Below are 21,087 nucleotides of genomic sequence, written 5' to 3'. Positions count from 1 at the left end.
CCGATGACGGCGTCGGGGTGGATGCCGTGGTGTTGCCAGAGTTTGGCCAGTGCGGTCATGACGGCGAACAGTGCCGGTTGGACGACGTCGACCCGCTCCAGATCGGGGGCCGCGTGTCGCTGGTGGAGCAGGTCGAGCAGCGACCAGTCGGTGTAGGGAGCGAGCGCCTCATGGCAGGCGCGGATGTGGTCGGCGAACACCGACGATGTGTGCAGCAGTTCGGTGGCCATGCCGGCCCACTGAGACCCCTGGCCGGGGAAGACGAAGACGATCCGGTTCTCCCCGGAAACGGGTGGCGTGAGGGTGAGGCCGGGTGCGGTCTGTCCGGTGGCCAGTGCCTGTAGGCCGGTGCGGAAGTCGTCCAGTCCGGTCCCGGTGATGACGGCGCGGTGTGCGAACGCGGCGCGGGCGGTGGCCAAGGTGTATCCGACGTCCACGGGGCTGACGCTGGGATGGCGGTCCAGGTGGTCTAGGAGCTGCTGGCCTTGGGCGCGGAGGGCTTCGGGGGTTTTCGCCGACAGCGGCCAGGCGAGCGCGGGTGTGCTGGCCGGGGCCGCTACGGTCGGGACGGGCTCGGGCGCCGGAGCCTGTTCGAGGATGACGTGGGCGTTGGTGCCGCTGACTCCGAAGGAGGACACGGCGGCACGGCGAGGCCGGTCGACCTCCGGCCACAACTGAGCCTCGGCAAGAAGCTCAACGGCCCCTGAATCCCAGTTGACGTGAGGGGAGGGCTTGTCGGCGTGCAGGCTGCGAGGGAGGCGGCCATGGTTGATGGCCTGGACCATCTTGATGACCCCGGCGACCCCTGCCGCCGCCTGAGTGTGGCCGATGTTGGATTTCAAAGAGCCCAGGTAGAGCGGCTTGTCCCGATGGCGACCGTAAGTGGCGAGCAGTGCGTTGGCCTCGATCGGATCGCCCAATGTGGTGCCGGTGCCGTGGGCCTCGACGGCGTCCACATCACCGAAATCGAGTCGGGCACCGTCGAGCGCTTGCCGGATGACCCGTTCCTGGGAAGGGCCGTTGGGTGCGGTGAGGCCGTTGCTGGCGCCGTCCTGGTTGACCGCCGACCCCCTGATGACGGCCAGGATGTGCCGGCCGTTGCGCCGGGCGTCCGGCAACCGTTCCAGCAGCACCAGGCCGACGCCCTCGGACCATCCCGTGCCGTCGGCGTTCGCCGAGAAGGGCTTGCAGCGCCCGTCGGCCGCCAGCCCGCGCTGGCGGCTGAACTCGACGAACATGCCGGGGGTGGACATGACGGTGACGCCGCCCGCCAGCGCCAGGTCGCATTCACCCGTGCGCAGGGCGTGGGCTGCCAGATGCAGCGCGACCAGTGATGACGAGCAGGCCGTGTCGACCGTCAAGGACGGGCCCTGGAGACCGAGCACATAGGAGATGCGGCCGGAGGCCACGCTGTTCGTGGTTCCGGTGAGCACGTAGCCCGCGAACTCCTCCGGTGCCTCGTGCTGGGGCGGCCCATACCCCTGCGGCATCATGCCGGCGAAGACGCCGGTCCGGCTCGCCCGGAGGCTGGTGGGGTCGATCCCCGCGCGTTCGATGGTCTCCCAGGCGACTTCGAGCAGCAGCCGCTGCTGCGGGTCCATCGCCGTGGCCTCACGCGGCGAGATGCCGAAGAACGCTGCGTCGAACTGATCCGCGTCGTGCAGAAACCCGCCTTCGCGCGCATAGGACTTCCCAGGCGCGTCGGGGTCGGCGTCGAAGAGGGCGTCCAGGTCCCAGCCGCGATTGCCGGGGAACGGGGTGATGGCGTCGCGGCCCTGCTCGACCAGCTCCCACAGATCCTCGGGCGACGACACACCACCCGGGTAGCGGCACCCCATCGCCACGATCGCGATCGGCTCGTCGACCGCGGGAACGCCCCGGACGGAAACGCCGGCCTCGTCACCGGGCCGGCCGGTGGCGACCGCGGACAGGTGCCGCGAGAGGTCGCCCGGAGTCGGATGATCGAAGGTGAGGGTGGTGGGCAGGGACAGGCCCGTCGACTCGGTCAGCCGGTCCCGGAGTTCGACGGCCGCCATCGAGTCGAAGCCGAGCTGCTTGAACGTGCGGGCCGGGTCGATCGAGTCCGGGGCGGCATGTCCGAGGACGAGGGCGGTGTTCAGCCGGACGGTCTCCAGGAGCGCCTGGTCCCGCTCGGCGTCGCCCAGCCCGGCGAACCGCGGCGCCGGGTCGGCCGAGGGGGAGCGCGCATCGTCCTGCTCGTCCCCGGGCACCGCGGCGGCGGCGTCATCGTCGGAGTCCGCCACTGCCTGAGCCGAAACCGGAACGCGAGCCGGACCCGGAGCGGGGGACGCGGCCTCGATCCAGTGGCGCTTCCGCTGGAAAGGGTAGGTCGGGAGCCGCAGCTCCCTCAGGGTGCGCAGATCCCCGGCTTCCCGGGGCGCGCCGTGGAGGACGGCCTCCCAGCGCACCGGGTCGCCGTGCACGTGCAGGCCGGACAGGGCGGCGACGAAGGTGCGGACTTCGGATCTGTTGCGGCGGAGCGTGGGGATCGTCGCCAACCGCGTCTTGCCGGTCGGGTCGCCGCGGCCGGCGAGGCTCGTCGCGGTGAGCCCGCTGAGCACCGCGTCCGGGCCGATTTCGACGAAGTCGGTGACCCCCTGCCGCTCCAGACATCGGACGCCGTCCATGAAGCGCACCGTGTGCCGGGCGTGGTCCACCCAGTAGGCGGGGTCGGTGAGCTGCTCGGCGGTGGCGAGGCGGCCGGTCAGGTCGGAGACGATGGGCGTCTCGGGCGGGCGGAAGGCGAGCCCGTGCAGGACCCGGCCGAACTCCTCCAGCATCGGGTCCATGTGCGCGGAGTGGAACGCGTGGCTGACCCGCAGCACCTTCGCCTTGCGTCCGTTCTCCTTCCACGCCGCGACCGCGTCGAGGACGGCGGACCGGTCCCCGGAGATCACGGCGGCGTGGGGGCTGTTCACGGCGGCGACTCCGAAACGCCCGCCGTACTCCTGCGCCAGCGCGCGCGCCTCGTCCTCGGTGGCGTCGAGCGAGGCCATCGCGCCGGTCGCGGGGAGGGCCTGCATCGCCTGGCCGCGGGCGGCGACCATGGTGCAGGCGTCGGCGAGCGACAGCACCCCGGCCGTGTGCGCGGCGGCGATGGCGCCGATGGAGTGGCCGATGAGGAGGTCGGGGACGGCGCCGCACGACGCGAACAACCGGTGCAGGGCCACTTCGAGAGCGAAGAGCGTCGCCTGCGTGTACGCGGTCTGGTCGAGCAGCGCCGCCTCGCCGCCGTCCCGGGGCGCGAACATGATCGGACGCAGCGGGCGGTCGAACCGCGGATCGAGGTGGTCGAGGACCTCGTCGAGCGCCTCGGCGAACACCGGGAACGCCGCGTACAGTTCGGCGCCCATGCCGGGCCGCTGGCTGCCCTGCCCGCTGAACAGGAAGGCGGTGCGGCCCGCGGTTCCCGCCAGGCCGGAGACGACGTTGGGTCGTCCCCGCCCCTTGGCCAGCGAGGTGAGCCCTTCGAGTAGTTCGTCGCGGTCGGCGCCGGTGACGACGGCCCGGTGCTCGAACAGGGTGCGGGTGTGCGTGAGGGCGAGGCCGACGTCCACCGGGTCCAGGTCGGGCTCGTCCCGCAGCCGGTCGGCCAGCAGCCCTCCCTGGGCTCGCAGGGCCGTCCGGCTGCGCCCGGAGACCGGCAGGGCCGGCAGGGGCGGCTCCGGCCGGTCGTCCCGCCGGTCTCCGGTCTCCGAGTCGCTCGCCGGTGCCTGCGACACGATGACGTGGCAGTTGGTGCCGCCCATGCCGAAGGAGCTGACCCCGGCGACGAGCGGCCGCTCCTCGTCCGGCCAGGGACCGAGCGCGGTCTGGACGCGCAGGCCGAGCCGGTCCAGCGGGACGCGCGGGTTCGGCGACTCGAAGTTGAGGCTGGGAGGCAGCGCCCGGTGCTTCAGCGCGAGCGCGACCTTCAGGAGGCCGGCGATGCCGGCGGCGCCTTCGAGGTGCCCGATGTTGGTCTTGACCGACCCCACGCGCAGCGCCGCGCCGCGGGCCGCGCCCCCCTCCGGGGCGTCCGGGGAGTCGGGGGAGTCAGGGGCGGTCCCCAGCGCCGCGCCCAGGGCCGCCGCCTCGACGGGGTCGCCGACCTTGGTGCCCGTTCCGTGCAGCTCGACGTACTGGACGTCCGACCGCCCCACACCGGCCCGCGCGCACGCGTCCTCGATGACGGCGGCCTGAGCCTTCGCGCTGGGCACGGTGAGGCCGTCGCCGTCGCCGGTGCCGTCGTTGTTCACGGCGGTACCGCGGATGACGCCGTAGACGGGATCGCCGTCGGCGATGGCGCGCTCCAGCGGCTTGAGCAGCACCGCCCCGCCGCCCTCGCCGCGGACGAAGCCGTTGGCGCGGGAGTCGAAGACGTGGCAGCGGCCGTCCGGCGACAGGCCGCCGAACCGGAAGGCGCTCACCGACCCGGCCGGGTCGATGATGAGGTTCACCCCGCCCGCCAGCGCCAGCTCCGACTCGCCCTTGGCGAGGCTCTCGCAGGCGAGGTGGACGGCGACGAGCGAGGACGACTGGCCGGTGTCGACGGTGAGGCTGGGGCCGGTCAGCCCGAGCGTGTACGACACCCTGTTCGCGATCACGCTGCGGTGCAGGCCCGTCATGCTGTGCCGCGTGATCGCCGCGGTGTCCCGGCGGTGGACGAGCCGTGCGTAGTCGTCCCAGATCGCTCCGACGAACACGCCGACCCGGTGGCCGGCCACGGCGGCGGGGACGGTGCCCGAGTCCTCCAGCGCCTCCCACGCCAGTTCCAGCATGAGCCGCTGCTGCGGATCCATCGCGGCGGCCTCGCGCGGGGAGATGCCGAAGAACTCGGCGTCGAAGAGGTCGACGCGGTCGAGGAAGGCCCCGTGCTCGGTGCCGGGAAGGGAGCCGCCCGCCGGTGCCCCCGCGGGGTCCGGCGCGGTGCTCCACCGGTCGGCGGGGACCCGCCCGACGGCGTTCCCGCCCGCCCGCAGGAGCCGCCAGAAAGCGTCCGCGTCCGCGGCTCGCGGAAGGCGGCAGGCCAGGCCGATAATGGCGATTCCATTGTCCATTGCAGTTGGCCTATTCCATTGATGACAGGATCCGAATCGAGCTGGTTCCGGCACTGGAATGAGTCATCGAGGAGCATCCGCGGGGCGGCCGGTTCGACTCTGTCGAGAGTGCGGCGCGGCGAGTCGGATTGTCTTCGCCCAGATTGCCGTGTTCGAGACAAGGGCCCGCGGCGTTTGACCGGCGGCCGCGCGGAGAATCGCCGGCGCCCGGGCATGCCGGAACGCCCCTGGACGGCGGGTGCCGCAGAGGTGGCGGCCGGTCGCCGCCGGCAGCGGAAGGCCGGGCCGCCCCGCCCGCCTCTCGCCGGCGCGCGCCAGGGGCACGGCGACGCGCCGGCGCAGCTCGGAGGCGGGCGGGGACGAGCCCGGCCGCACGGGGTGCTGGGAACTGGGGGTGCTGGGAACTGGGGGCTGGGAAGTGGACGCTTGGAGACGGGGTGCTACGGCAGGGTGCCGCTGAGGACCCAGGCGGGGGTCCGCATGACCACGCCCTCGGCGGTCTCGAAGGGCCGCAGCGCGTCGATGCACGCCTGCCGGGCGCGTCCGGCCGCCTCCTCGCTCACCTGGGAGAGGCTGATGCGCATCGGCGTCCAGTTCAGCAGGAACCCGGCGACGTCCTCGGCGTCCTTGCCCCACGACCGCTTCTCGATGACGTGCGGGAACGCCACGTCGGTGAACCCGGCGCCCGTCATGATCTCGCCCATCCGGTCCGGGTCGGCCATCGGGTTCTCCTTCGGCTCCTTGACCCAGGGCAGCGCGAGCTGCTCCTGGATGGCGCCGAAGACCAGCGGCCAGTCGACCTGCGTGACGTCGCCGTGCACGATGGCCGACAGCCGGCCCCCGGGCCGCATGCTCCGCGCGATGTTGACCATCGCGGCGTGCGGGTCGTCGAAGAACGTCAGGCCGAACCTGCTGATGACGACGTCGAAGTCCCGGTCGGCGAACGGGTGGATCTGCGCGTCGCCCTCGACGAACTCGACGTTCGTGACGCCCTCCGCCGCCGCCAGGGCGCGCGCCCGCTCCAGCATCGGCGCCGAGATGTCGAACCCGACCGCGCCGCCCTTGAACGCGCGCCGCGCGGCGAGCCGGCTCGTCTGGCCGTTGCCGCAGCCGATGTCGAGCACCCGGTCGGTGGGGGTGATCGCGGCCTTGGCGAACATGTGGTCGTTGAACGCGCTGTTCAGGTGGTCCCAGCGTTCGTGCTCCTCGGCCCAGAACACGCCTTCGTCGCCGTTCCAGTGATCCGCCATGGCGGCGTTGACTTTCGTCCCCATTGGACGCTCCTTCGGATGGATGGCAGGTGATGGCGAGCGCTGGACGGACGGCGGCCGGGCGGCGCTCGTGGAGGCGGTCCGGGCCGTCAGGGCCCGAGGGTGACGGGGATCCGCTCGAACCCCCGCAGGCCGAGGCCGGGGCGGCGCCGCGGCGTGCCGGCCAGGGAGACGGACGGGTGGCGCGCCAGGAGCCGCTCCAGGAAGACCTGGACCTCCAGGCGCGCCAGCCCGGCGCCGAGGCAGAAGTGGATCCCCGCGGCGAACGACAGGTGCGCGTTGTCGGTGCGGCGGATGTCGAAGGTGTCGGGGGCGTCGAACCGCGCCGGGTCGTAGTTCCCGGCCGCGAGCATGATCGTCACGGTCTGGCCGGGTTCGAGTTCCGCGCCCGCGAAGGAGACGGGCTCCAGCACGGTCCGGGCGTCGAACTGGACGGGGGAGTCGTACCGGAGGACCTCCTCGACCGCGCCCGGGATCAGGGCCGGGTCGGCGCGCAGCGCGTCCAGCGCCGCCGGGTGGCCGAGCAGGGTGGTCAGGGTGTTGGCGAGCAGGTGGCCGGTGGTCTCGATCCCGGCGCCGAGGAGGAGCAGCGCGGTCGCCACCGTCTCGGCGTCGTCGAGGCTCTCCTCGTCGCGGGCCCCGACCAGGCGGCTGAGCAGGTCGTCCGCGGGGTGCTCGCGCTTGTCCGCGAGCAGGTCGGTGAAGTAGGCGGCGAGCTCGGACTCGGCGGTGATGGCCCGGCCGAGCGTGTCCGCGTCGGCGGTCGGCTCCACCATGGCGGCCAGCGCGGCGACCTTCGCGCCGAACCCGGAGCGGTCCTGCTCGGGGACGCCGAGCAGGTCCCCGACCACCCCCACCGGAAGCCGCTGCGCGAAGCCCGCCATGAAGTCGGCGCCGGGCTCGGCGGCGAGGCCGTCGAGCAGCGCGTCGACGCGCTCGGTCACCGCGGGCCGCAGGTTCTCGATGTGGCGGCCGGTGAACGCGGAGCTGACCACGCGCCGCAGCCGGCTGTGGTCGGGCGGGTTGGCGAACGACATGCTGCGCTCCAGCCGGTCCATCAGCTCGCGCAGGCGCTCCTCCGGGATCGGCCTGAGCCGGAACCCCTGGATCTCGTTGCCCTTGCCCAGCGAGCGGTGCCGCAGGGCGGCGTCGCAGTCGGCGTGCCGGGTCAGCACCAGGGTGCCGTCGGACGTGATCAGCGCGGGGGCGCGGTCGCGCAGCTCGTGGTATCCGGGATACGGGTTCTCGTTCGCCGGATCCATCATGATCTGCTGGAACAGCCGTTCGGCCGCGGCGTCGGGGCCGGCCGCCGTCGTCGGGGCTACGGGGGGAGCGTCGGTCATCGATGGTCCTTCCCAGCGAGCGCGGTCGGCCCACAGCGTTGCGATGCGAGACATCTCTGCCGGATATGAAGAGAATGCGGCGAGCTTTCGGAGTTGTCTTCGCCTTGATTGCTCGGCTCTTGATGACAAGTACTGAAGTGGCGGTAATGCTCGCCGAAACTGGGCAGCCCCCGTCGCCGATGGCAGACTGTCGACCATGCGCGTGGGCATCCTGGGGACACTCGAGGTCGTGGTCGACGAGGAGAGGACTCAGGTCGGAGGCTCCCGTCTGCGCGCCGTGCTGGCCCGGCTGGCCCTGGAGGCCGGGCGGGTGGTGACGGTGGAGTCGCTGGCCGAGGCGATCTGGTGGGCCGACGTCCCCTCCGACCCGGTGAACGCCCTGCACACGCTGGTGTCCCGGCTGCGCCGGGCGCTCGGGGGCGCCTCCGAGCTGCGCTGGAGCCAGGGCGGCTACCGCCTGGACATCCCCGTCGAGGCCGTGGACGCGCTCCTGTTCGAGGACCTCGCCGTCGAGGGGCGGCGCGCCCTGGCGGACGGGCGGGCCGCCATCGCGGCGTCGCACCTGCGGGAGGCGCTCGCGCTGTGGCGCGGCGAGCCGCTCGCCGGGACGGCGCAGACCCCGTACTTCGAGGCGGCCGCCGGGCGGCTGCGGGAGCTGCGGCTCGCCGCCATCGAGGACCGGGTCGACGCCGAGCTGCTGAGCGGGACGGCGGGCAACGACGTCGTCGCCGAGCTGGGCGAGCTCATCGCCGCCCACCCCCTGCGCGAACGCCTGCGCGGCCTGCACATCAGGGCGCTGCGCGACTCGGGGCGCCGCGCCGAGGCGCTCGCCGCCTACGAGGAGTTCCGCGGCTTCCTCGCCAACGAGCTCGGCGCCGACCCCGGGCAGCGGCTGCAGGACATCCACCTGTCGGCGCTGCGCGGCGGCGCCGCCGAGGAGGAGCCCGCCGGGTGGCCCGGCCGCGCGGCCGGGCCCCGCACGAACCTGCCGAAGGGACTGACGAGCTTCGTCGGCCGCGAGCGGGAGCTCGGCCGGATCGCCGCCGACCTCACCGAGGGCCGCCTGGTGACGCTCACCGGCCCCGGCGGCGCCGGCAAGACCCGCCTGGCGACCGCCTTCGCCGGCCGGGTCGCCGAGGACTACGCCGACGGGGTCTGGCTGGTGGAGCTGGCCAAGCTCGACGACCCGGAGGACGTGCCGGGCGCCGTCATCGGCGTCCTCGGCCTGCGCGAGGGGATACTCGACGGCGCGGAGGGGCCCCGCGACGCCGTCACCCGCCTGGCCGACGTCCTGTCCGGCGCCGAGGCGATGCTCGTCCTCGACAACTGCGAGCACCTCATCGACGCGGTCGCGCGGCTGGTGGAGGACCTGCTCGGCCGCTGCCCGGGGCTGCGCGTCCTCGCGACGAGCCGCGAGCCGCTCGGGATCGGCGGCGAGATGCTGTGCCCGGTGAACCCGCTGCTGGTGCCCGAGCCCGGCGCCTCCACGGCCGCGCTGCTGCAGACCCCGTCGATCCGCCTCTTCCTCGACCGGGTCGCGGCAGTGCGTCCGGATCTGGCCTTCGGCGCCGACGTGGTGGAGACCGCCGCCGAGATCTGCCGCCGGCTGGACGGGCTGCCGCTCGCCATGGAGCTGGCCGCCGCCCGCCTGCGCGCCCTGCCGCTCGGGGAGCTGGCCCGGCGCCTGGACGAGCGGTTCCAGCTGCTGACCGGGGGCAGCAGGACGGCGCTGCCGCGGCACCAGACGCTCCGCGCCGTCGTCGACTGGAGCTGGGAGCTCCTCGACGGCGAGGAGCGCCGGTTCCTCCAGCGGCTCGCGGTGTTCCCCGCCACGATCACCCCCGCCGGGGCCGAGCGCGTCGCCGCGCCGTCCGGGCACGTCCTCGACGCCCTGCACGCCCTGGTCGACAAGTCGCTGCTCCAGGTGGTGGACGGCCACGAGGCCCGCTACCGGATGCTGGAGACCATCCGCGAGTACGGGCTCGAACGGCTGGAGAAGGCCGGGGAGCGCGACGAGGCCAGGGCCGCGCACGCGGCGTTCTTCCTGGAGTTCGCCGAGCGGGCCGAGCCGCACCTGCGCGGCCGCGACCAGCTCCGCTGGCTGTCCGCGCTCGCCGACGAGCACGACAACCTGATCGCGGCCCTCAACTTCGCGTGCGAGTCCGGCGACGCCTCCACCGCGGTGCGGCTCGCCGCCGCGCTCGGATACTTCTGGACGATGCAGGGCGACCACGCCGAGGCGACCCGCCGGCTGCGCCGGGCCCTGGAGGTCCCCGGCGAGGCGCCGGAGGTCGCCTGGGCGACCGCCGCGACCCTGCACCTGTTCAACCTGGTCCTCTCCGAGGGGCCCCGCAAACCCCAGTTCGTCACCGACGGGATGCGGCGGCGGATCCGCCGGGCGCGCGGTGCGGGCGGCCACCCGATGCTCGTCCTCGCCGAGGTCCTGCTGGCGCTCATGGACAACGACCTCGACGGCGGGCTCGCCGTCGCCGGGGACCCCGGCGCCCCCGACCCCTGGACGGACGCCATGGCGCGGCTCGTCCGGTCGTTCCTGCTCGCCAACAGCGGGAACATGGACGCGATGCGCCGGGAGCTGGAGACCGCCGTCGAGAAGTTCCGGGTCGTCGGCGAGCGCTGGGGGCTCGCCATGGCGCTGACCTTCCTCGGCGGTTCCCAGACCGCCCTCGGCGCGGGCGGGGAGGCCGTCCGCGTCCTGGAGGAGTCGATCCGGCTGATGCGCGAGCTCGGCGCCGCCGACGAGGCGTTCCAGCAGCGGATCTGGCTCGCGGAGGCGCGCATCCAGGCGGGCGACCTGGAGCGCGCCCGCGCCGACCTGCTCGAAGCGGCCGAAGGCCGCAACCTGCGGCTGTCCGCCCGGGCCACGGCCCTCATCCGCAAGTCGCTGTGCGACCTCGCCCTGGACGCCGGCGACCTGGCCGAGGCCGAGCGGCACCTGGCCGTGGCGGCGCGCAGCCTCGACCTCGCGCCGAGCAAGGACACCCTGCTGGTCGCGATGCTGGAGTCGGTCTGCGGCAGGGTGGCGGCCGCCACCGGCGACCTCACCGGCGCGCAGCGCTACCTCGCCGAGGCACTCCGCCTCGCCCGGGACGTCGCCGACCTGCCGCTGGTCGCCGCCGTCGGCGTCGGCATCGCCCGCCTCCAGCTGAGGATGGGGAGGCCCGAACTGGCCGCGGAGGTCCTCGGCGCGTGCCACGTCCTGCACGGCGCCCCGGGGGCCTTCGGCCGCGACGACGCCCTCCTCGCCGACAAGCTGCGCGAAGCCCTCGGCAGGGACCCGTTCGACTCCGCCTACGGCAAGGGCGCCGCCCTGGAGCACCAGGGCGCGCTCGACCTGCTCGACGCCTCGTGCAAGGCCCCGGAGCCCGCGTCAGGTACGCGCTGAGCGGTGCTCGGCCGTCAGCTGCTCCAGCAGGGGCACGACCTGGGTCGGAGCGGGCGCGGCCAGCACCTCCTTGCGCAGGCGTCGCGCCGACTCGGCGAACGACGGCTCGTCCAGCAGCCGCGCCACGCGCTCACGCAGCGCCCGCGGATCGAACCGCTCCATGGGCGGCAGGTGCAGCCCGGCGCCCTGCTCCTCGATGAGCCGCGCCTTGTGCACCGTGTCCCACTGCCCCTCGGGGACGATGAGCTGCGGGACCCCGTGCAGGAGCGCGGTCCCGAGCGCGTCGTGGCCGCCGGCGTGGACGACGGCCGAGCACGTCGGCAGCAGCGCGTCCAGAGGGGCGGAGTCCTCCACCCGGACGTTCTCCGGCAGTTCGCCCAGTCCCTTCTGCTGTTCGGCGTCGAGGACGACGACGACCTCGCCGCCGAGTCCGGCGACGGCGGAGACGAGCCCGTCGGCGGTCACGTCCGGGCCCCACATCCGCTGGAGGGACGGTTCCGCCAGGACGCACACGCGCCCGTCCTGCCGCTGCGGCTCGTGCAGCCAGCGGGGCACGGCCGATCGTCCCGTGTACGGCATGTGCCGCACCGGCACGTAGTGCAGGGGCACCGGTAGCCGCAGTGACGGCGGGGTGGGGTCGATGGTCCAGTGCCCCACCACGGCGTCCTCGTCGAAGTCGGCCCCGTGGCGGGCGAGATGGCCTTCGATCCATTCGCCGAGCGGGTCGAGCCTGTCCCCGGCGGGACGCTCCGCCGCGGCCTCGGTGAAGCGGGCCCGCATGTTCCCCAGCATGTCCAGTCCGAGGATCATGCGCGCGTGGGCCGCGCCGCACGCCCGCGCCGCGATCGACCCGGCGAACGTGAAGGTGTCCCAGACGACCAGGTCGGGGCGCCAGCCGCGGCAGAACGCGACGAGGTCGTCGACCGTGGCTTCGGGGGAGGCGTTGGCGAAGACGACCGGGGTCATCGTCGCGAACGCCTTCCGCATGGCGTCCCAGGTGAGCTTCTCGGGCCGCAGCTCGTTCATGTCCGGTGCGGCCCTGCCGGGACCGCCCTGCGCCGCCAGCTTGGCGGCGATCTCCCGCATGCGCGCCTCCAGATGGAGGGGCTCGCCCACCGGGACGGCCGTCAGCCCCGCGGCGGTGATGGCGTCGGCCAGGTCCGGCTGGCTCGCCACCCGGACCTCGTGGCCCGCGGCGCGCAGGGCCCACGCCATCGACACGAGACCGTTCAGATGGCTGACCGACGCGAACGTCGTGAACAGCACACGCATGGCATCCTCCTCGGGGTCACCAGGCGACGGGCAGGCTGAGGGGAGCGCGCAGGAGCAGGCCGCTGCGCCACTCGATCTCCTCGGGGGCGGCGTCCAGGCGCAGGCCGGGCAGCGTCCGCGTCAGCGTCTCCAGCGCCACCTGCAGTTCGTGCCGCGCGAGGTTGGCCCCGGCGCAGTAGTGCGCCCCCTGCCCGAACGTCAGGTGCGGGCAGTGCGCGCGGCGCACGTCGAAGCGCTCGGGATCGGTGAACACCTCCGGGTCGCGGTTGGCCGACGCCATCGACGGCATGACGGCCTGGCCCGCGCGCACGGTCCCCGACGGGAGCTCCACGTCCTTGGTCGCCATCCGCAGGAGCCCCCCGTCGCCGGGCATCCCGAAGCGCAGCACCTCCTCCACCGCGGTCGGGATGATCTCCGGCTCGTCGCGCAGCACGCCGTACTGGTCGGTCGTCAGCAGGCTCAGCACGCCCCGCGCCAGCACGCTCGCCGTCGTCTCGTACCCGGCCATGATCAGCATGACGGTCAGGTGCACCAGCTCGGCCTCGCTGAGCCGCTCGCCCTCGTCGTGCGCGCTGATCAGCGCGTCGACCAGCGCGTCGCCCTCCCGGCCGCGGCGCCGCTCGATCAGGTCGCGGACGTAACCGGAGAACTCGACCGCCGCGCCGACCCGCTCCTCGGCGGTGAACGCCGTACTCGAGATGATCATGTCCGTCCAGGTGCGGAACCGCTCCCGGTCGCCCGCCGGGACGCCCAGCAGCTCGCACATGATCTGGATCGGCAGGGGGAGGGTGAACGCCGCGATGAGGTCCGCCGGGGGCCCCGCGGCGACCAGGTCGCCGGCCAGCCGCTCGGTGATGGCGACGATCTTCGGATGCCAGGTCTTCACATGGCGGGGGCTGAAGATGTCGCTGAGGATGCGGCGGACGCGGGTGTGCCGGGGCGGGTCCATGTTGGTGAGCGCGTTGGGGTCCTCGCCGAACTCCTCGCCCGGCAGGATCCGCGGCGCGTCCGGCGCGAGCAGCGCCGCCCGGCTGAACGCGGGACTGGTCAGCACGGCGTGCACGTCCTTGTAGCGGACGGCCAGCACCGCCTCGTCGCCGCTGGGCATCGTGACGGGCGCGAGCGGGGACTTCCTCCGGCGCTCGTCGAATTCCGGCGGGGGCGACCCGTCCGGCCGCGCGGCGAAGATCCCCTCGTCCTGCTGCGTCATCTCCCGGCACCTTTCGACGCTTACTGGTGTTCCAGTGAGTGTGAGCCGCGAAGAACCGCCGGGGGAAGCTTCCAGATTGCTCTCCTTCCGCCGCGGGCGGCCGCGCCATTTCCCCTTGACCGGTTCTTCAGCGCGCTGTGGTAAATCGGCTGAGTCGACGACTGACCAGGAGGGCGGCACGGTGGAGATCACCCATCGCTTTGTCAGGGTGAACGGAATTCGGCTGCATATCGCGGAGGCGGGTACCGGGCCCCTGGTTCTGCTGATCCATGGTTTTCCGGAGTGCTGGTATTCGTGGCGGCACCAGCTGGTCGCGCTGGCCCGGGCGGGTTATCACGTGGTGGCGCCCGACCAGCGCGGGTACGCGCGCAGCGACCGGCCCGCGAACGTCGAGGACTACACGATCATGCATCTGGTCGGCGACGTGGTCGGGATCCTCGACGCGCTCGGCGAGGAGCGCGCCGTGGTCGCCGGCCACGACTGGGGCGGCGGCGTCGCCTGGCACACCGCGCTGCTCCGGCCCGACCGCGTCCGCGGCGTGATCGGGCTGAGCATCCCCTTCCTGCCGCGAACGCCCGCCCCCATGACCCCGCTCATGCGGGTGGGCCTGGGGGAGGGCTACTACATGCTCTACTTCCAGAAGCCGGGCGTCGCCGACGCCGAGCTCTCCCGCGACCTCTACGACACGTTCCGCCGCGTGCTGTACGCGCCGTCCGGCGACGGGCCGCAGGACGGCTCCATGGTCGTCCCCGAGGGCGGCGGCTTCCTGGACCTGTGCCCCGACCCGGAGAAGCTGCCCGACTGGCTGACCGAGGAGGACATCGACGTCTACGTGACCGAGTTCGCGGAGGCGGGCTTCACCGGCGGGCTGAACTGGTACCGCAACCTCGACCGGAACTGGGCCCTCACCGCGCCGTGGCACGGCGTCCCGGTGCGCGTCCCGGCGCTCTACATCGTCGGCGACCGGGACATGACCCTCGGGATGCTGCCGGCGGAGCCCGTGTCCGCCGCGGCGGTGCCCGACCTGCGCGACATGGTGATGCTGCCCGGCTGCGGGCACTGGACGCAGCAGGAGCGCCCCGACGAGGTCAACGAGGCGATGCTGCGGTTCGTGGGCTCCCTTGACTGAGCCGCCCGCCGCGCTCGCGGCGCGTGCGGGAGCGCTGCCAGCCGTCTGTAGGCGCGATGCCAGCGGCGGTTGGCAGGCTGCGCGGTCATGAGCTACGCGTTCCAGACGGAGGGCCTGGTCAAGCGCTTCGGCGCGACCACCGCCCTCGCAGGCATCGACCTCGGCGTCCAGACCGGCGAAGTGCACGGGTTCTTAGGGCCCAACGGGGCGGGCAAGAGCACCACCATCCGCGTGCTGCTCGGCCTGCTGCGGGCCGACGCCGGATCCGTCCGGCTGCTGGACGGCGACCCGTGGCGGGACGCCACGCGGCTGCACCGGCGGCTCGCCTACGTGCCCGGGGACGTCAGCCTGTGGCCGAACGTCTCCGGCGGCGAGATCATCGACCTGCTCGGCCGGCTGCGCGGCGGCCTCGACCCCGCCCGCCGCGACGACCTGCTCGACCGGTTCGAGCTCGACCCGCGCAAGAAGGCGCGGGCCTACTCCAAGGGCAACCGCCAGAAGGTCGCCCTGGTCGCGGCGCTCGCCTCGCGGGTCGAACTGCTCATCCTCGACGAGCCCACCTCCGGGCTGGACCCCCTGATGGCGGAGGTGTTCAAGGACTGCGTGGCCGAGGAGCGCCGCGCGGGCCGCACCGTCTTCCTCGCCAGCCACCTCCTCGCCGAGGTGGAGCAGCTCTGCGACCGCATCACCATCATCCGGGCGGGCGGCATCGTCGAGACCGGCACCCTCGACGAGCTGCGCCACCTCACCCGGACCCGCGTCCGGGTGCTGCTGGGCCGGCCGCCGGGGCCCGGGGAGGGGCCGCCCGACCTGCCTGGCGCCCACGAGGTCGGCGTCGCGGACGGCTGGCTGTCCTGCCAGGTCGAGGCCGGCCGGATCGGGCCGGTGCTGGAGCGGCTGGCGCCGTACGACATCCGCGAGCTGGTCAGCCGGCCGCCTTCGCTGGAGGAGATGTTCCTCCGCCACTACCGGGCCGAGGCGGCGGGGGCGGAGGCGGCCCGATGACCGCCCGCGCACCCGCCACCGCCCCGCCCCGCCCGGAGGCCGGGCGCCGCGCGCGCCGCGGCCCCGACCTCGCCGGCGCGGGCGCGCTCACGCGGATGATGCTGCGGCGGGACCGCATCCGCCTCGCGGTCTGGCCGCTGCTGACGCTCGGCATCCTGGCGTCCCTGGTCAACGGGGTCACGAGCGGCTACCAGGACGCCGGTGAGCGGCGGACGTACGCGGACAACCTCGGGGACAGCGCCGCGGCGGCCGCCTTCAGCGGCCCGCTCTACGAGCTGACCGAGCTCGGGGGCATCGTCGTCGCCGAATCGCTCACCATCGTCATGTTCGCGGTCGCGCTCGCCGGGATGCTGCTCGCCGTCCGGTACACGCGGGCCGAGGAGGAGACGGGGCGGGCCGAGCTGGTCTCCTCGGCGGCGGTGGGGCGGCAGGGCCGCCTCGCGACGGCCCTGGCCGTGGCGGGCGGCCTCGGCCTGCTCGCCGGGCTGCTCTCGGCCGTCCTGACCGCCGCGTTCGGGCTGCCGGTGGCCGGCTCCATCGCCTACGGCCTGGCCGTCACCCTCGTGGGCTGGTTCTTCGCCGGGATCGGCGTCCTGTTCGCGCAGGTCTTCGAGCACTCGCGGGCGGCGGCCGGAGCGTCCGCGGGGGTGTTCGGCGCGTCGATCGTGCTCCGCGCCATCGGCGACGCGAGCCTGGTCGCCGAGCCGGGCGGCGCGCTGCGGCACCTGTCCTGGGCGTCCCCGTTCGGCTGGGCGTTCCAGGCCCGGCCGTTCACCGGGGAGCGCTGGTGGGTGCTGCTCCTGCCGCTCGCCGGGACGGTCCTCGCCGTCGCGGCCGCGGCGGCGCTGGGCGTCCGCCGCGACGTGGGCGCGGGCCTGATCCCCGCGCGGCCCGGCCGGGCGACCGCCACCGACCGGTTCGGCACCGCGTGGGCGCTGGCCTGGCGGCTGCAGCGCGGCGCGATGACCGGCTGGGCCGTCGGCGTCGCGCTCTTCGCGGTCGCGTTCGGCTCGTTCGCCATCGAGATGCGGGACATGGCCGAGCCCGGCGGCGACTCCGCCGACCTCCTCGCGCGGCTCGGCGGCTCGTCCTCGCCCGCCGACGGCTGGATCGCCTGGACGCTGAGCATCGCGGGCATGGCCGCGGCCGTCTACACGGTCTCCGCCGTGCAACGCCTGCGCGCGGAGGAGGACGCGCTCCGGACGGACATGGTCCTCGCCACGGCCGTCCCGAGGGGGCGGTGGTCCGCCGCGCACCTGGCGGTCACGGCCCTCGGCGCCGCCGCCATCATGATCGCCGCGGGTGCGCTGACCGGCCTGGTCTACGGCCTGCGCGCGGACGACCTCGGCGGGCAGCTGCCCCGCGTGCTGGGAGGCGCCCTGGTGCAGGTCCCGGCCGCGCTGCTGACGGCGGCCGTGGCCTACGCCTTCCACGCCTACCTGCCGCGGCTGACCTCCGCGGTGTGGGCGCTGGTGATCGGGGCCGTGCTGCTCACCCAGCTCGGTGCCGGCCTGAAGCTGGACCAGGCGGCGCTCGACCTCTCGCCGTTCACCCACACCCCGAAGGCGCCGGGCGGCCACGTGGACGCCATGCCGCTGCTGTGGTTCACGGGCATCGCGGCCGTCCTGGTGGCCCTGGCGTCGTACCGGCTCCGGCGCCGCGACATCGGCGTGCACTGAGGCGGGGCCCGTCCCGGAGGGTGCTCCCAGGCGGGGGGACGGGTTGCGCCGCGGTCAGGGACGGACGGCGGTGGTCAGCCAGGCCGGCGTGGTCATGCGGACGCCGTCGGCGCGTTCGAACGGGCGGAACGCGTCGGCGACGGCCCCGCGGACCTCCGCCGCCTTCCCGGGCTCGAGCTCCTGGAGCATCTGGTGGATCCGGCCGTAGGAGAGCATGAAGTCGGCGGCGTCCTCGGCGTCGGTGCCCCAGACGCTCACCTGCACGACCTCCTGCGTCGCCACCTGGGTGAACCCGGCGCCGTCGAGCACTCGCGCGATGCTCTCCGGGTCGGTGAAGCCGTCGCTCGGAGCCGGCTCTCCCATGAGCTGCACGGGCATGTTGGCCATCATGTGGGTGAAGACCTTCAGCCAGTCGCCCTTGCCGTAGTCGCCGACGCAGAGCGAGGCCAGCCGGGCGCCGGGGCGCAGCGCGCGGGCGATGTTCGCCATCGCCGTCACCGGCTCGGCGAAGAAGGTGAGCGCGAACCTGCTGATGGCCACGTCGAAGGCGGCGTCGGGGAACGGGTACACCTGCGCGTCGCCGTGCACGAACCGCGTGTTCGACAGCCCCTCGGCGGCGGCCTTGGCCCGCGCCGTCTCCAGCATGGCGGTGGACAGGTCGATGCCGACCGCCCGGCCCGCGGTCCGCCGGGCGGCCAGCCGCGTCGTCTGGCCGTTGCCGCATCCGATGTCGAGGACCTCGTCCTCCGGCCCGATGCCGGCCGCGGCGAACAGGTCCCCGTTGAAGACGCCGTTCACCCGGTCCCAGCGGTCCGGCTGGGCGGCGTGGCGGCGGCCGTCGTGGCCGTTCCACGACTCGGCCTGCGCGGTGTTGGCGATCTCGGTGTTGGCTGTCTCGCTCATCACGGCTCCTTGCCGACGGCGGGCGCGTTCACGGGGCGGGCGGGATGTTGTGGTTGCCCGCGAAGACGTTCTCGGGGTCGTAGGCGCGCTTGACCTCGGCCAGCCGCCGGTGGTCGGCGGGGGTGTACGCGGTCGCGGTCAGGGCCGGGTCCTCCAGGAAGTTCAGGAAGGCGCCGCCGGTGACGTGCGGCCGCAGCGCCGCGACGAGCGTGTCGATGGCGGCCTTGGCCTCGGCGGCCTGCTCCCTGCCCTCCGCGGGGGCGCTGCCGGTGATGATCGAGAACGGCACGTCGCGGTGCCCGACCGGCCCGGCGCCCGGCCCCGGCCGCGCCATCGCGCCGCCCCAGTAGCGCAGCTCGACCGCCGCGACCGGCCCGTCCGCCATGACCGCGTCCACGCAGACCCCGGCCAGCTCGGCGGGCAGGTCCCGGGCCAGGTCCACGCTGCTCTCCACGAGCATCGGCGGGGGCGGCGGGCCGAAGATCTCCGTGGTCATGTCCGCGCAGGGCATCGTCCGCAGCGGGTACATGATCGGCTCCCCGGCGGCCGCGCGCAGCGGGGCGAGCAGCCGTTCGGCCTCCTCGGCGCCGCCCGCGTGGACGACCCGCAGCCCGAGCGCCCGCATGCCCCGCATCGGCTCCGGGAGCTGCGGGGAGTCCGGCATCTTGAGCAGGACGAGCGCCGTGCTCATGTCGTCCGGCTGGCCCGGGGCCCACTCCCGGTAGCAGTCGATGGCCTCCGCGGCCCGCCCGATGTCGAACATCGCCATGCCGCCGTAGACGTGCGTGATCGGGTAGAGCCGGAACTCCAGGGAGGTGACCACGCCGAAGTTGCCGCCTCCGCCGCGCAGCGCCCAGAACAGGTCCGGGTTCTCCTCGGCGTCGGCCGTCAGCAGCTTGCCCTCCGCGGTCACGACCTCCGCCCGCACCACGCTGTCGGCCGCGAACCCGTGCCGGCGCGACAGCAGGCTCGCGCCGCCGCCGAGCGTGTACCCGACGACGCCCACCGACGTCGCCGTCCCCGACAGCGGCATGAGGCCGTGCGGGGTCGCCGCCGCGATGACGTCGCCCCAGGTCGCCCCGGCCCCGACGCGCGCGGTGCGGCGCGCCGGGTCGACCTCGACGCCGGTCATGGAGCCGGTCCGGAGCATGAGGCCGCCCTCGTACGGGCGGATGGTGCCGTGCCCGGTCGCCTGGACGACCAGCGGGAGCCCGCCGTCGCGGGCGGCCAGCAGGACGTCCCGCACGTCGCCCGGCCCGGTCGCGTCCGCCACCAGCGCCGGGGCCACCTCGGTGAGCCGGCGCCAGGGCAGCCGCGCCTCGTCGTAGCCGTCCTCGCCGGGGCGCAGGACCGCGCCGCCGATCGTGCCGCGCAGCCGGGCGGCGGTGCCGGCGATGTCATGGGGTCCGCTCATGGTTTCCTCTCCGTCGGTCGCGGCGGCGGTCAGCCGGCCTGGGCGCGGTGCTCGGCGGTGAGCGCCTCGAGCGAGGGCACGATCTCGTTGGGGGCCGGCATGGTCAGGCTCTCCCGGCGCAGGCTCCGGGCCGCGCGGGCGAACGACGGCTCGTCCACCAGCCGGGCGACCAGGCGCGCGAACTCCTTGGGCTCGATGCCGCGGGCGTCCCCGACCGAGAGGCCGAAGCCGCCGTCCTCGGCGCGCCGCGCGAGATGGGCGGTGTCCCACTGCCCCTCCGGGACGATCAGCTGCGGGACGGCGCAGGCCATGGCCGTGCCGAACGTCTTGACGCCGCCGTGGTGGATGATCGCCGCGGAGTCCGGCAGCACGGCGCTCAGCGGTACGAAGTCGACCATCCGGACGTTGCCCGGCATGTCGCCGAGCGCCTCGCGCTGGTCCGCGCTGAGCGCCGCGACCACCTCGACGTCGAGGTCCGCGACGGCGGAGAGCATCTCGCCGAGCCGGGAGACGCCGCCCCACATGTCGCGGTAGGACAGGCCGAGCGTCAGGCACACCCGCTTGCGGCGCGGCGGCTCGCGCAGCCAGTCCGGCACGACGGACCGGCCGTTGTAGGGGACGAACCGGACCGGCACGTAGCGCAGGGGGACCGGCAGCGACAGCGAGCGGGGCGTGGGGGTGATCGTCCACTGCCCGGTGGCGACCTCGTCGTCGTAGGCCGCGCCGTGCCGCTCCAGGCGGCTCGCCAGCCAGTCCCTGAGCGGGTCCTCGCGCTCGGCGGCGGGCCGCGAGTCCCGGTCCGCGACGAAGCGGGTCCGCATGGCGCCCATCAGGTCGAGCCCGGCGATCAGCCGCGCGTGCGCGGCGCCGCACGCCCGCGCCGCGATCGGGCCGGCGAACGTGAAGGTGTCCCAGACCACCAGATCGGGCCGCCAATGGCGGGAGAAGGCGACCAGGTCGTCGATCATCCCGTCCGGTGAGCAGTTCTGGAACACGAAAGGCGTCATCGTGCCGAATACCTTGAGCATGTACTCCCGGGTGAGTTTCTCCGGGCGCAACTCGTTCATGTCGAGGCCGGCGTCGCCCGCGTTTTGCGGGGCCGCGACGTTTTCCTGGTCGAGATTATCGTTGATCTCCTGGACCTGCTGGGCGACATCGTGCGACTCGCCCACCGGAACGGCGGTGAGCCCGGCCGAGGTGATGGCGTCGGCCAGATCGGGCTGGCTGGCCACCCGCACTTCGTGCCCCGCGGTCTGCAGCGCCCACGCCATGGTGACCATGTTCTGCAGATGGCTGGGTGCGGCGAATGTCGTGAACAGGACTCGCATGAAGACTCCTTGAGCCGGTGGCGAGGCAGGTGCCGACGAAGTCTAGAAGGGCGCGCTGAGAGGCCGCTGA

Annotated in this window: 12 protein-coding genes; 4 read left to right on the top strand and 8 right to left on the bottom strand. The window is 74.0% G+C overall.

Going from position 1 to position 21,087, the window contains the following annotated elements; translation table 11 throughout:
- From CHF16_RS30515 to CHF16_RS30505, 3 genes are all read right to left on the bottom strand, one after another.
- Positions 1-5,060, bottom strand: a 5,060-nt coding sequence (locus tag CHF16_RS30515) for a type I polyketide synthase (RefSeq protein WP_089329605.1), incomplete at its 3' end; no start/stop codon positions are given.
- A 440-nt stretch (positions 5,061-5,500) separates the two neighbouring features.
- A complete protein-coding gene (locus tag CHF16_RS30510; protein WP_089329604.1) occupies positions 5,501-6,334 on the bottom strand; it encodes a class I SAM-dependent methyltransferase in 834 nt (277 codons plus the stop codon).
- Positions 6,335-6,420: 86 nt separating this feature from the next.
- Positions 6,421-7,674: a cytochrome P450 gene (locus tag CHF16_RS30505; RefSeq protein ID WP_143228176.1), complete on the bottom strand. Its 1,254-nt coding sequence runs from the start codon at positions 7,672-7,674 to the stop codon at positions 6,421-6,423.
- A gap of 196 nt (positions 7,675-7,870) precedes the next feature.
- Between CHF16_RS30505 and CHF16_RS30500 the strand changes: the two genes are divergently transcribed.
- Positions 7,871-11,077, top strand: coding sequence for an ATP-binding protein (locus CHF16_RS30500; protein ID WP_089329602.1), 3,207 nt, complete (start codon positions 7,871-7,873; stop codon positions 11,075-11,077).
- Here the strand turns inward: CHF16_RS30500 and CHF16_RS30495 are convergent.
- Both CHF16_RS30495 and CHF16_RS30490 read right to left on the bottom strand, forming a co-directional pair.
- On the bottom strand, positions 11,063-12,349 hold the full coding sequence (locus tag CHF16_RS30495; RefSeq protein WP_089329601.1) for an activator-dependent family glycosyltransferase: 1,287 nt from the start codon (positions 12,347-12,349) through the stop codon (positions 11,063-11,065). The two genes, CHF16_RS30500 and CHF16_RS30495, sit on opposite strands and share 15 nt — an antisense overlap.
- 16 nt (positions 12,350-12,365) lie before the next feature.
- A complete protein-coding gene (locus CHF16_RS30490; RefSeq protein WP_089329600.1) occupies positions 12,366-13,559 on the bottom strand; it encodes a cytochrome P450 in 1,194 nt (397 codons plus the stop codon).
- Between the two features lie 181 nt (positions 13,560-13,740).
- Here CHF16_RS30490 and CHF16_RS30485 point away from each other — a divergent pair, with 181 nt between their 5' ends.
- The 3 genes from CHF16_RS30485 (at position 13,741) to CHF16_RS30475 (ending at position 17,372) form a co-directional block, all read left to right on the top strand.
- Entirely contained in the window at positions 13,741-14,688 is a 948-nt protein-coding gene (locus CHF16_RS30485; protein ID WP_089329599.1) for an alpha/beta fold hydrolase, read from the top strand.
- Positions 14,689-14,775: 87 nt separating this feature from the next.
- On the top strand, positions 14,776-15,693 hold the full coding sequence (locus CHF16_RS30480) for an ABC transporter ATP-binding protein (RefSeq protein WP_089329598.1): 918 nt from the start codon (positions 14,776-14,778) through the stop codon (positions 15,691-15,693).
- Positions 15,690-17,372: an ABC transporter permease gene (locus tag CHF16_RS30475; RefSeq protein WP_089329597.1), complete on the top strand. Its 1,683-nt coding sequence runs from the start codon at positions 15,690-15,692 to the stop codon at positions 17,370-17,372. Before CHF16_RS30480 ends, CHF16_RS30475 begins: the two co-directional genes overlap by 4 nt.
- A 54-nt stretch (positions 17,373-17,426) precedes the next feature.
- Here the strand turns inward: CHF16_RS30475 and CHF16_RS30470 are convergent, their stop codons facing one another.
- Genes CHF16_RS30470 through CHF16_RS30460 form a run of 3 tightly spaced genes read right to left on the bottom strand, consistent with a single transcriptional unit; the run spans position 17,427 to position 21,017 of the window.
- Positions 17,427-18,275 (bottom strand): class I SAM-dependent methyltransferase, encoded by an 849-nt coding sequence (locus CHF16_RS30470; protein WP_089329596.1) that lies wholly within the window; start codon positions 18,273-18,275, stop codon positions 17,427-17,429.
- Positions 18,276-18,303: 28 nt separating this feature from the next.
- The gene (locus tag CHF16_RS30465) at positions 18,304-19,689 is read right to left on the bottom strand and encodes an FAD-binding oxidoreductase (protein ID WP_089329595.1); all 1,386 of its coding nucleotides are present in this window, start codon (positions 19,687-19,689) and stop codon (positions 18,304-18,306) included.
- A 29-nt stretch (positions 19,690-19,718) separates the two neighbouring features.
- On the bottom strand, positions 19,719-21,017 hold the full coding sequence (locus CHF16_RS30460) for an activator-dependent family glycosyltransferase (RefSeq protein ID WP_089329594.1): 1,299 nt from the start codon (positions 21,015-21,017) through the stop codon (positions 19,719-19,721).
- Between the last annotated feature and the right edge of the window lie 70 nt (positions 21,018-21,087).

It is taken from the genome of Actinomadura meyerae (assembly GCF_900188445.1).
GTDB lineage: Bacteria > Actinomycetota > Actinomycetes > Streptosporangiales > Streptosporangiaceae > Spirillospora > Spirillospora meyerae.
This window is presented reverse-complemented; position numbering and strand designations above follow the sequence as displayed.

Excerpts from the sequence above, each read along its gene's own strand:
- CHF16_RS30465 (WP_089329595.1), bottom strand. The coding sequence starts at position 19,689 with ATGAGCGGACCCCATGACATCGCCGGCACCGCCGCCCGGCTGCGCGGC.
- CHF16_RS30480 (WP_089329598.1), top strand. The coding sequence starts at position 14,776 with ATGAGCTACGCGTTCCAGACGGAGGGCCTGGTCAAGCGCTTCGGCGCG.
- CHF16_RS30470 (WP_089329596.1), bottom strand. The coding sequence starts at position 18,275 with ATGAGCGAGACAGCCAACACCGAGATCGCCAACACCGCGCAGGCCGAG.
- CHF16_RS30510 (WP_089329604.1), bottom strand. The coding sequence starts at position 6,334 with ATGGGGACGAAAGTCAACGCCGCCATGGCGGATCACTGGAACGGCGAC.
- CHF16_RS30500 (WP_089329602.1), top strand. The coding sequence starts at position 7,871 with ATGCGCGTGGGCATCCTGGGGACACTCGAGGTCGTGGTCGACGAGGAG.
- CHF16_RS30505 (WP_143228176.1), bottom strand. The coding sequence starts at position 7,674 with ATGACCGACGCTCCCCCCGTAGCCCCGACGACGGCGGCCGGCCCCGAC.
- CHF16_RS30495 (WP_089329601.1), bottom strand. The coding sequence starts at position 12,349 with ATGCGTGTGCTGTTCACGACGTTCGCGTCGGTCAGCCATCTGAACGGT.
- CHF16_RS30460 (WP_089329594.1), bottom strand. The coding sequence starts at position 21,017 with ATGCGAGTCCTGTTCACGACATTCGCCGCACCCAGCCATCTGCAGAAC.
- CHF16_RS30490 (WP_089329600.1), bottom strand. The coding sequence starts at position 13,559 with ATGACGCAGCAGGACGAGGGGATCTTCGCCGCGCGGCCGGACGGGTCG.
- CHF16_RS30475 (WP_089329597.1), top strand. The coding sequence starts at position 15,690 with ATGACCGCCCGCGCACCCGCCACCGCCCCGCCCCGCCCGGAGGCCGGG.